The 12,524-nt window shown below is 58.6% G+C and carries 3 protein-coding genes; all 3 read right to left on the reverse strand.

Features of this window, described 5'->3' with window-relative positions:
* Entirely contained in the window at positions 1-4,248 is a 4,248-nt protein-coding gene (locus tag F6R98_RS19720; protein WP_153250532.1) for a non-ribosomal peptide synthetase, read from the reverse strand.
* Complete coding sequence (locus tag F6R98_RS19725; RefSeq protein WP_153250533.1) at positions 4,248-10,868, reverse strand: non-ribosomal peptide synthetase; 6,621 nt, start codon at positions 10,866-10,868, stop codon at positions 4,248-4,250. Before F6R98_RS19725 ends, F6R98_RS19720 begins: the two co-directional genes overlap by 1 nt.
* Positions 10,869-11,245: 377 nt before the next feature.
* Complete coding sequence (locus tag F6R98_RS19730; protein ID WP_153250534.1) at positions 11,246-12,463, reverse strand: sulfotransferase; 1,218 nt, start codon at positions 12,461-12,463, stop codon at positions 11,246-11,248.
* Positions 12,464-12,524 lie beyond the last annotated feature (61 nt).

The raw sequence follows: 12,524 nt of genomic DNA on the forward strand, positions 1-12,524 counted from the left end.
TTAATACACCTCCAGGCCATTATTGCCGACCCTGGCTGCGACTGAATCAAGCGCTTGCCGAAGCGAGCGATGCATGGCGTCAGCCTTGATTATGCCGATATGATCGCAATCCTCGACGATTACGGCGCGCGCACCGTTGCGGCTGTACCGTCCCCAATCGACCGGCACGCGACCCTGATCATCCAGTGCCGCTTGCGCCCACCAGATATGGATCGGCGCGTTTATGAGCGGCGGGACGAAGTTGGAGGACATAACCCTGCCTTTCTTTCCTTCGGTATATTCCGCCACCAAGGGCTCTATTGGCAGATCCCGCAACCAGTAACCGCGGCTTTTTCCCCACTCCGCGATGTGTCTGAACCCTTCGATTTCGGGCGATTCGGTCCATATCCGCTCCAACTCCTGGCGTTCGATAAGCGTTAAATTGGCAAAGGCCAGCGATTCCGCCTTGTCGAAAATATCCAAAGCCCTTGCCAGGACGTCCAGGCTGGGGCGTTCTTGCGCCGTATCCGTTGATGCGCGCAAACGCGTGTCTATCAATCCGGTAAAGGCTACGGATTCCGCAGACTCCCGTTCCAGTCGCTCGGCGACAGCCAGTGCAAGCAGCCCCCCCATCGACCAGCCCAATAACAGATAAGGGCCGGAAGAATGGCTGCGGATCACGCGCGCATATTCATCAGCCAGGCCGGCAATGGATGGATCTTCCTGGTTTTTTCCAAAGAAATAGCGTGATTGAATGCCATAAACGCTACGTTGCGGATGTAACGCGTCGGCGAGCGATTGGTAGGGATACACAAGCCCGCCCGAAGGATGAAAGCAATAGAGCGGCACAGCGCTGTTCGGGCCTTTGTTCAGTAAAACAACGGTTGACTCGGTTGCCGCGTCATGACGTTGCGCGATGTGCTTCGCCAGTTTTTCCATGGTAGGAGACTGGAAAATGGAGCTGTATGGCAAGTCGCTGCACAGGGTATTCCTGATACGTTCCAGCAACCGGTAAGCCATCAGCGAATGTCCGCCGAGCTCGAAGAAGTTGTCGTGGACGCCGACGCGCTCGACATCAAGCACCTCGGCCCAAATGGCGGCAAGCCGCCGTTCGGTCTCGTTGCGCGGCGCGACATACCGTCCGGCCAAATGCGCACCGAAATCCGGGTCGGGCAGCGCCCTGTGATCCAGCTTGCCGTTGGCGGTCAACGGCAGCGCCTCCAGCCTGACGAACGCCGAAGGCACCATGTAATCGGGCAATACGCCCGAAAGATAACGCCGCAGGGCATCGGTTTCCAGCGCCGCTTCCGGACCGGTCAGATAGGCGACCAGCCGCTTGCCGCCGCTACGGTCTTCGCGCGCCAGCACCGCCGCATCGTTGACGTGGGGGTACTGCAGCAGCCGGGTTCGAATTTCACCCGGTTCGATACGGTAGCCGCGGATCTTGACCTGCTGGTCGATGCGTCCCAGATATTCGATGTTGCCGTCAGGCCGGTAACGTACCCGGTCGCCGGTGCGATAGAGGCGTTCCCCGGTCCCGAACGGATCGGGAATGAAGCGTTCCGCGGTCAGGTCGGGCCGCTTCAGGTAGCCTTGCGCCAGTCCGTTCCCGCCGATATAAAGCTCGCCGGCCGCGCCCGTGGGCGCCGGTTCGAGGCTATCGTCGAGAATATAGACCCGGGTATTAGCTATCGGGCGGCCGACCGGCATCGCCGTCTGCGCCGCGATGTTTTGCGTCTCCGGGGTAATGGCGTATATCAGCGAGCCCACGGTTGTTTCGGTAGGGCCGTAGTGATTAAGAATACGGCATTCGGGCCGGCAGGCCGCAATGCGTTCGACCAGGGCGCCGGGAAGGACGTCGCCGCCGCAGATCAGGGCGCGGCGCGGCGCGATGTTGCCGTGTCCGGATGAGTCCAGCAGCCCGGCCAGATGGGCCGGTACGATCTTCAGCACGTCAATCGGGTGGCGTTCGACATAGTCGGCCAGCAAGTGTCCGTCGGTGGCCGCGTCGCGGCCGATCAGGTGCAGGCATCCGCCCGAAGCCAGCGCAGGAAATAAAACGGTATTGCCCAGATCGGCGGCGAAGGTGGAAACCAGAGCGTATTGCAATCCTGGGGCGGCCTGGATTCGTTCGATGATGCTGCGCGTATAGCCGGCAATGCCGCCGTGGGTCACAGCGACGCCTTTCGGAACGCCGGTCGAGCCGGAGGTGTAGATCACATAGGCGAGGCTGCCCGGTCCGGTTTGTCCTGCGGGGCAGGCCGCGCTTTCGGCGGCAATGCGCGGCCAGTCGCGATCCAGAAAAATGCGCGGCCGATGGCCGGGCAGGGAATTGTCCAGCCGTGCGAAGGTAAGCAGCAGCGCCGGTTCGGCGTCGTCGAGCATGCTGCGCAGCCGTTCCTGGGGGTAGTCCGGTTCCAAAGGCAGATAGGCGCAGCCGGCCTTGAGGACGCCCAGCACGGCGACGACCATTTCGAGCGAACGCTCGACGCACAGCCCGACGATGTCGCCGGGAGCGACGCCCTGCCGCTGCAAAAAGCGGGCAAGCTGATTGGCGCGCGAGTCGAGTTCCCGGTAGGTGAGCGTCTGCTGTTCAAATCTCAGTGCGAGGGCGTCGGGCGTCTGCTCGGCCTGCGTTTCGAACAGGCGGTGAAGACAGGCGTCCGCGCAGTTGTTATGCGTGGCGTTCCATTCGACGAGCAGACGGCGGCGTTCGGCTTCGGGGAGCATGGGCAGTTCGCTCAGGCGCGCTTCGGGGCGCGCCGCGATGCCGGCCAGCAATATCTGGTAATGTTCCGCCAGCCGCGCTATGGTCGATTCTTCGTACAGGTCGGTGGCGTACGTGATCAATCCATCCAGACCGTTCGGGGTTTCGTTTAGGCTGAAAGTCAGATCAAATTTCGCCGATTGAGTGCTCGTTTTCAGCGCGCTGACATGCAGGCCTGCAATATGCAGTTTACTTTCCGGCGTGTTCTGGAGCACCAGCATGGCCTGAAACAAAGGACTGTATCGCGTGTCGCGCACGGGATGCAGTTCTTCTACCAGCTTTTCGAACGGCAAATCCTGGTGTTCCTGAGCGTCCAGGCAGACGCTGCGTACGCGCGCCAGCAGTTCGGTGAAAACCGGGTTGCCGGACAGATCGGAGCGGTATACCAGCGTATTGACAAAGAAACCTATCAGGTTTTCTATTTCGATTCGATTACGGTTGGCAATCGGGCTGCCGACGCAGATATCCTTTTGACCGCTGTGACGTGAAAGCAGTAGCTGAAACGCTGCCAGCAAGGTCATGAACAACGTTGCGCCGTTCCTCCTGCCTGATTCCAGCAGTGGTCCTGTAACAGCCAGGGACACAGTGAAAGGATAGCTGGCGCCACGAAAACCCTTTTCGGCGGGACGCTGACGATCGGTCGGCAATTCCAGCAGCGGCGCGGCGCCGCCCAGTTGCGTGCGCCAGTAGGCCAGGTGCTTTTCCAGGGTTGCGCCCTGCAGCACGGTGCGCTGCCAAATCGCATAATCGGCGTATTGAACCGGCAATTCCGCCAGGGAGGGTTGCATTCCTGCCTGGTAAGCCTGATAGTGCGTTGCAAATTCGCGTATCAATATACTGGCCGACCAGCCGTCCGACACAATATGATGCATTGTAAATAACAATACATGAATGGGATCCGCTTCTTCCTGCGTTTCTCCAAGCGCCAGCAGAGCAACCCTTATCAATGGCCCTGTCGAAAGGTCGAACGGCCGTTGCGCTTCCTCTTGAGCCAGACGCTGTACTTCGGCGCACTGCCTGGTTCTATCCCATTGTTTCAAGTCTGTATGAGTAATGGCCAGCGGCGATGGCGGGTTGATTATTTGTATCGGCTGTCCGTCTTGTGCGCCGAAACAGGTGCGCAGGCTTTCATGCCGGCGCACGACTTCATTCAGACTTCGCTCCAAAGCAACCGTATCAAGCTCACCTTGCAGGTACAATGCGCCGGCTATGTTATACGCCACGCCACCGAGTTCGAACCGGTTCAGGAGCCAGAGCCGCTGCTGGGCATAGGACAAAGGCAACGCGGCATTGCGTGGTACCGGCCGGATAGGCGGAACATCCGTTTGTTCATCCGGAGACATGCGCAATAGCAGCCCCAGTATTTCTTCCTTGCGCGTTTGCAGAGTCGAACGTATCTCCGGGGTCAATGCGCCGGGCGGCGCTCGGTAATGCAGGCGTCCGTCCTGGGTATGGATATAGATTTCACGCCGATGCAGTTCATTGATAAATTCGTGCAGCATCACAACTCACCCTCTTCCATTTCCATCAACGAGGAGCTAAGAGCGTGCATGGCGCTGTCGCGCGTCAAGCCTGCGAGATCTATCAATGCGCCCAGGTCGGCAACTGTTGCCGCTTCAAACAAGGTTCGTAGCGGCAACTCCATATCGAACCCGCTCCGCAGGCGCGAGGCTAATTGGGTAACCATCAGCGAATGTCCGCCGAGCTCGAAGAAGTTGTCGTGGACGCCGACGCGCTCGACATCAAGCACCTCGGCCCAAATGGCGGCAAGCCGCCGTTCGGTCTCGTTGCGCGGCGCGACATACCGTCCGGCCAAATGCGCACCGAAATCCGGGTCGGGCAGCGCCCTGTGATCCAGCTTGCCGTTGGCGGTCAACGGCAGCGCCTCCAGCCTGACGAACGCCGAAGGCACCATGTAATCGGGCAATACGCCCGAAAGATAACGCCGCAGGGCATCGGTTTCCAGCGCCGCTTCCGGACCGGTCAGATAGGCGACCAGCCGCTTGCCGCCGCTACGGTCTTCGCGCGCCAGCACCGCCGCATCGTTGACGTGGGGGTACTGCAGCAGCCGGGTTCGAATTTCACCCGGTTCGATACGGTAGCCGCGGATCTTGACCTGCTGGTCGATGCGTCCCAGATATTCGATGTTGCCGTCAGGCCGGTAACGTACCCGGTCGCCGGTGCGATAGAGGCGTTCCCCGGTCCCGAACGGATCGGGAATGAAGCGTTCCGCGGTCAGGTCGGGCCGCTTCAGGTAGCCTTGCGCCAGTCCGTTCCCGCCGATATAAAGCTCGCCGGCCGCGCCCGTGGGCGCCGGTTCGAGGCTATCGTCGAGAATATAGACCCGGGTATTAGCTATCGGGCGGCCGACCGGCATCGCCGTCTGCGCCGCGATGTTTTGCGTCTCCGGGGTAATGGCGTATATCAGCGAGCCCACGGTTGTTTCGGTAGGGCCGTAGTGATTAAGAATACGGCATTCGGGCCGGCAGGCCGCAATGCGTTCGACCAGGGCGCCGGGAAGGACGTCGCCGCCGCAGATCAGGGCGCGGCGCGGCGCGATGTTGCCGTGTCCGGATGAGTCCAGCAGCCCGGCCAGATGGGCCGGTACGATCTTCAGCACGTCAATCGGGTGGCGTTCGACATAGTCGGCCAGCAAGCGTCCGTCGGTGGCCGCGTCGCGGCCGATCAGGTGCAGGCATCCGCCCGAAGCCAGCGCAGGAAATAAAACGGTATTGCCCAGATCGGCGGCGAAGGTGGAAACCAGAGCGTATTGCAATCCTGGGGCGGCCTGGATTCGTTCGATGATGCTGCGCGTATAGCCGGCAATGCCGCCGTGGGTCACAGCGACGCCTTTCGGAACGCCGGTCGAGCCGGAGGTGTAGATCACATAGGCGAGGCTGCCCGGTCCGGTTTGTCCTGCGGGGCAGGCCGCGCTTTCGGCGGCAATGCGCGGCCAGTCGCGATCCAGAAAAATGCGCGGCCGATGGCCGGGCAGGGAATTGTCCAGCCGTGCGAAGGTAAGCAGCAGCGCCGGTTCGGCGTCGTCGAGCATGCTGCGCAGCCGTTCCTGGGGGTAGTCCGGTTCCAAAGGCAGATAGGCGCAGCCGGCCTTGAGGACGCCCAGCACGGCGACGACCATTTCGAGCGAACGCTCGACGCACAGCCCGACGATGTCGCCGGGAGCGACGCCCTGCCGCTGCAAAAAGCGGGCAAGCTGATTGGCGCGCGAGTCGAGTTCCCGGTAGGTGAGCGTCTGCTGTTCAAATCTCAGTGCGAGGGCGTCGGGCGTCTGCTCGGCCTGCGTTTCGAACAGGCGGTGAAGACAGGCATCCGCGCAGTCGTTGTGCGTGGCGTTCCATTCGACGAGCAGACGGCGGCGTTCAGGTTCGGGCAGTATCTCCAGGGAACGAACTGCCGTTTCCGACGCCATCTCCGCTGCTTCTATCAGAGAGCTCAGCGTTATATGCATATATTCACAGACCTGCCGGGGCTCGGCCGGCGTTTGCGCCTTTACGGTCAGCCGGAGTCTGTTCCCTAAATCGTCCACAGCCAGATAGAACGGATAATTGGTGCGCACCTCGCCTTGCAGTATTTCTATTCCTTCTCCAACTTTTACGGTTGCCGAGACATCAGGGGTGTCTTGGGATGAGTGGCGATAGTTCAGCAAGGCTGAAAACAACGGCATTGGCGCGGGTACTCCGCTGCAGCGTTGCGCCAGCGCCAGCGAAGCATGTTCGTGCCGCAGTAACTCCGCCAGATTCGCATGCGTGCGCCGTATTGCCTCAGCAATGGTATCCGTCGACAGATTAACGCGCAGCGGCAGGGTGTTAATGAACATACCCAGTGCCCTATCTGCGCCTTCATAGCCCTGCATACGCCCAAATAGAACCGTGCCGAATACCACATCTTCTCGCCCGGTAATGCGCGCCAGCACCTGGGCCCAGGCCAGATGACAAATGCACGCAACATTGACGCCCAATACCCGGGCGCAGTTTCGCAGACGTACAGCCAGCTCCATATCCAATAGCAGACTTGCTTCCTTAATGGCTGCGCCATTGCCTCGCACATCAAGCAAGCCGTACGGCGCGGTCGGCTCTTCCACGTCACTGAGCATTTTCCGGAAAAAGTTTTCATGCTCCTCTACACTTAAGCCTAAACGAGCCTGCGCGACAAAACTACGAAACGGCAGCGGCGCAGACAGCCTCTCGCCTTGACCCTGTAAATGCGCTTGTAATTCTCCCAGCAAAATCTCAAGGGTTATGTGATCAACCGCCAAATGATGAAATAATAAAAGCAGTAACCAGCGGTCGCGTGTCGTGTCGTAGGCGCGAACGCCGCGAAGCAGCGGAGCTTTGCGCAGATCGAGCCGGAAGCGTTGAGGATCGAATCGAGTCTGTAATTGTTCTGCTGCATCCTGTCCTGGCTCAAACCTAACGTCCTCTATGGGTAAGGGCGCATGTCTCCACACCACTTGCGCTGGTTCCGGCAATCCTTCCCAGATTACCGCTGTGCGCAGGATGTCATGCCGGTCGATGACCGACTGCAAGGCTCGCAGGAAACTATCCTGGCGTTCGAGCGTATCGAATATCAGCAGCGCAGAATGCAAATAGGCATCGCCATCGCTGTTCATAAGGTGATGAAACAGGAGCCCTTCCTGCAGAGGGGCCAGCGGATAGATATCCTGTACGTTGGCCGCGCCTCCCGGCACCTGCTCGACGATGCGTCCGATCTCGGCCTGACCAAGAGCGATCAACGGCAGCATCTCCGGCGTAATGGCGTCGCATTGTGCCGGAATCCTGTTGGGCGGCACGTCAATCACCGGCTCGCCGTTTATCGCATTTGCAGCCAGTTCCGCGATAGTCGGCGTGCTGAAAAGCGCGCGTACCCCTACCGGCAACTCCTTTTGGCGCATGCGTTCAATCAAAGTGATCGCCATCAGCGAATGTCCGCCGAGCTCGAAGAAGTTGTCGTGGACGCCGACGCGCTCGACATCAAGCACCTCGGCCCAAATGGCGGCAAGCCGCCGTTCGGTCTCGTTGCGCGGCGCGACATACCGTCCGGCCAAATGCGCACCGAAATCCGGGTCGGGCAGCGCCCTGTGATCCAGCTTGCCGTTGGCGGTCAACGGCAGCGCCTCCAGCCTGACGAACGCCGAAGGCACCATGTAATCGGGCAATACGCCCGAAAGATAACGCCGCAGGGCATCGGTTTCCAGCGCCGCTTCCGGACCGGTCAGATAGGCGACCAGCCGCTTGCCGCCGCTACGGTCTTCGCGCGCCAGCACCGCCGCATCGTTGACGTGGGGGTACTGCAGCAGCCGGGTTCGAATTTCACCCGGTTCGATACGGTAGCCGCGGATCTTGACCTGCTGGTCGATGCGTCCCAGATATTCGATGTTGCCGTCAGGCCGGTAACGTACCCGGTCGCCGGTGCGATAGAGGCGTTCCCCGGTCCCGAACGGATCGGGAATGAAGCGTTCCGCGGTCAGGTCGGGCCGCTTCAGGTAGCCTTGCGCCAGTCCGTTCCCGCCGATATAAAGCTCGCCGGCCGCGCCCGTGGGCGCCGGTTCGAGGCTATCGTCGAGAATATAGACCCGGGTATTAGCTATCGGGCGGCCGACCGGCATCGCCGTTTGCGCCGCGATGTTTTGCGTCTCCGGGGTAATGGCGTATATCAGCGAGCCCACGGTTGTTTCGGTAGGGCCGTAGTGATTAAGAATACGGCATTCGGGCCGGCAGGCCGCAATGCGTTCGACCAGGGCGCCGGGAAGGACGTCGCCGCCGCAGATCAGGGCGCGGCGCGGCGCGATGTTGCCGTGTCCGGATGAGTCCAGCAGCCCGGCCAGATGGGCCGGTACGATCTTCAGCACGTCAATCGGGTGGCGTTCGACATAGTCGGCCAGCAAGCGTCCGTCGGTGGCCGCGTCGCGGCCGATCAGGTGCAGGCATCCGCCCGAAGCCAGCGCAGGAAATAAAACGGTATTGCCCAGATCGGCGGCGAAGGTGGAAACCAGAGCGTATTGCAATCCTGGGGCGGCCTGGATTCGTTCGATGATGCTGCGCGTATAGCCGGCAATGCCGCCGTGGGTCACAGCGACGCCTTTCGGAACGCCGGTCGAGCCGGAGGTGTAGATCACATAGGCGAGGCTGCCCGGTCCGGTTTGTCCTGCGGGGCAGGCCGCGCTTTCGGCGGCAATGCGCGGCCAGTCGCGATCCAGAAAAATGCGCGGCCGACGGCCGGGCAGGGAATTGTCCAGCCGTGCGAAGGTAAGCAGCAGCGCCGGTTCGGCGTCGTCGAGCATGCTGCGCAGCCGTTCCTGGGGGTAGTCCGGTTCCAAAGGCAGATAGGCGCAGCCGGCCTTGAGGACGCCCAGCACGGCGACGACCATTTCGAGCGAACGCTCGACGCACAGCCCGACGATGTCGCCGGGAGCGACGCCCTGCCGCTGCAAAAAGCGGGCAAGCTGATTGGCGCGCGAGTCGAGTTCCCGGTAGGTGAGCGTCTGCTGTTCAAATCTCAGTGCGAGGGCGTCGGGCGTCTGCTCGGCCTGCGTTTCGAACAGGCGGTGAAGACAGGCGTCCGCGCAGTTGTTATGCGTGGCGTTCCATTCGACGAGCAGACGGCGGCGTTCGGCTTCGGGGAGCATGGGCAGTTCGCTCAGGCGCGCTTCGGGGCGCGCCGCGATGCCGGCCAGCAATATCTGGTAATGTTCCGCCAGCCGCGCTATGGTCGATTCTTCGTACAGGTCGGTGGCGTATTCGATAACCGCATCCAACCCGCCATCCTGTTCGGTAATGCAATCGAGCGCTTTGTCGCCTTCCTTTACAAACAACTGCAAATCGAATTTTGCAGTTGCCGTATCGGCGTTCAGAGAACTGAGTTGCACATTTGCGACTTTCAGTTCCGACACCGGCGCATTTTGCAACACCAGCATCGCCTGGAATAAAGGGCTGTAGCTCATATCGCGCGGCGGGCGCAGCTCTTCCACCAGCTTTTCGAACGGAAGGTCCTGATGCGCCTGCGCGCCCAGACAGACTTTGCGAACGCGCGCCAGCAATTCGGTAAAAGTCGGGTCGCCGGATAGGTCGGTGCGCAGCACCAGCGTGTTGACGAAAAAACCGATCAGCCCTTCGACCTCGGTGCGGATACGGTTCGCTACCGGGGTACCGACACTGATATCCGATTGACCGCTATAACGCGCCAGCAGCAGCTGAAACGCGGCCAGCAAGGTCATGAACAAAGTGCTGCCGTTGCGCTGGCCTATCTCCAGTATGCGTCCGGTAACCGTTCTGGATAATTTAAAGTGATAATTGGCTCCGCGAAAACTCTGTACCGGCGGCCGCGGGTGATCGGTGGGGAGTTCCAGCAACGGAGGAGCCCCATCCAGCAGCGCACGCCAGTAATCCAGGTGTTTTTCCAGTGTAGCGCCTTGCAGCAGTTGACGCTGCCAGACCGCATAGTCGGCATACTGAATCGGCAACTCCGGCAACGGAGATGGTCGGCCTGTCAGAAATGCTTCGTACAAGGCGGTAAACTCGTTAACCAGAATACCGATCGACCAGCCGTCGAAAACGATATGATGCATGGTCAATACCAGTACATGTTCGCTGTCTTCCGGGCGCACGCCGCCGCCCAGGCGAAGTAGACGTATCCGGATCAGCGGCCCGGCAGCAAGATCGAACGGCTGGCTCTCTTCCTCACCGATATGACGGCGAACTTCTTCTTCCCGCAGCGATGGCGGCAAGCTGCTCAAATCGAAGTGCCGCACCTGAAAATCGCCCAAGGCCGTCACCTGCTGATGCGGCGCTCCGTCCGAAGCCGGGAAGCAGGTGCGCAATACCTCGTGACGCCGGATAACTTCTTCGAAAGCGCGCACTAACGCGGCATGATCCAGCACTCCGGACAGTTTCAATGCAGTGATAATATTGTAAAAGGTATTGTCCGGCTCGAACTGGTTCAAAAACCACAACCGTTCCTGCGCGAAGGAGAGCGGCACAGCCTGTTGCATACGATGTCTGGCGATATGCAGAGCTGGAGCATGATGTTCTTTTCTGAGCGTTCTGAGCAATAAATCGCGTTTGTCGCTCGGCAGATTCGCCAGACGTGTAGCCAAATTGTTCATTGTTTGCTCTTTTTCAGACTGTCAGGTTGAATTCCGATTTGGTGAGCCGACCAAGGGCGCGCTTTCCTCGCTGCCGCCCGCTGAATCGTACGTGATGCTCCCGCACCCCATACGGCTCCCGTTTCCAGCCTGGCTCCCAATGATCTGCCGGCGTCGGAGGACTGGATGGAGCGTGATGCAATTTGTACAGCGATTCAACGCTACCCTCGCTTCCACGGACGGCACAGTCGCACTGCGTTCACGAGGCGCCGGCTTGGCGTTGCAACTTTGAGAATGGCAATATATATAGTAATTCAGCTTTTTCCATAAACTATATATTGTGTCTTGCTTGCAAAAAAGCGGTCTTTTCGGGCTTTTCCTGTCTCATTACGCAAAATTTATATTTGCTTATCTTCGCCCAGAAGAAGCTTTCCAAACTGCAGCGCCAAGCCGAATCGGCCTTCTGCGGTAAGACCTCCCTGCTCATAAGTTTCGATAATGGTCGATTCTCCATTGATAATTCCACTTAACGATGCGCATGATACCGTTACAGTGCAATCCACATTATCAGCTCGCCCCGCTTCTATTCTTGGCGTACTCTGCGAGAAGTCCAGCGTCCATTCGCCTCCGGCCATGTCATAAATGACAAAATTAAGAATACCCTGCATGGCGCTGCAATCACCCTGCATGCCTGACAACATGTCATAAACACCCTGAACGGTAATGCGGTTTTTGTTGATAGTTACCTTGCTATCGGCATCTTCTGGAAGGTTTTCAGAGTGATTTATTACCGGGCCACTGGAGTTTAGCGTGGAGTAACCGATGCTCTCATGCAGAATATTAATTTTTTCAACAAGGTCGTTTGGAAAAAATCTTCTGGGAAGCGAGTTGCCTTTACCCACCGACTCGGTTGAAATCTCTTTTGATAGCCACACTTTAAAATCGCCCATTCCCTGATCATGGCGGATTTTAAATATCTCATCCAACAATGAGTCGCTCCAGCCTACTCCGATAAAGTCGAATAGTTTTGGCAATATTTCACCTGGTCTGGCAACGAGCGATTCGTAGGTAACTCTAAAACAGCGCGTATTGTTTTTCTCCTCGAAATCGAGCATCTTGATATTGCGATCCAGCCAGCTTTCCATTATTGCAGCAATAAAGTTATTCGATTTTCTTGATACGTAAGACGATAATTCAGGCATATATCCAAATGGGTTAAAGCGTATGCTGGAATGAACCACATCCAGGCAGTTTCTGTACAAACAGATGTATTTCGCATTTGGAAATACGTTTTCCAGCACAGGAAGGTAAGCAATATTTTCCGTTGTTTTCTCGCACCACAGACGTTTTCCCTTGCCGAGCATATATCTATCCATTATGCTGCGAACGGTCGTTCGTGTTTCTGTGACTGCGCGTTGTTTTCTTTCCTCTTCCGTATCGGCCAGTTGTCCGACAGAATAATAAGCGCTATGGAATAATCTGTCGCAGAGCGCACCCAAACCCAGCTCAGGCGGGCTGCAGATATCCGGATGAGTATCGATGATGCAACGCAGCAAGGTCGAGCCGGAGCGTGGCAAAGACAATATAAAAATCGGAGTAGCCGTCGGCGCCGTCATAGAGAACCTTCTTCATGCGCACTATAGAAAAAACTCTTCACTTGCTTGCCTCGTTTGAAAA

Origin of the sequence: Candidatus Methylospira mobilis, from assembly GCF_009498235.1 — a bacterium.
Lineage (GTDB): Bacteria > Pseudomonadota > Gammaproteobacteria > Methylococcales > Methylococcaceae > Methylospira > Methylospira mobilis.

What these genes read in the sequence shown, in the direction of transcription:
- F6R98_RS19720 (WP_153250532.1), bottom strand. Translation starts at nt 4,248, where the DNA reads ATGCTGCACGAATTTATCAATGAACTGCATCGGCGTGAAATCTATATC.
- F6R98_RS19725 (WP_153250533.1), bottom strand. Translation starts at nt 10,868, where the DNA reads ATGAACAATTTGGCTACACGTCTGGCGAATCTGCCGAGCGACAAACGC.
- F6R98_RS19730 (WP_153250534.1), bottom strand. Translation starts at nt 12,463, where the DNA reads ATGACGGCGCCGACGGCTACTCCGATTTTTATATTGTCTTTGCCACGC.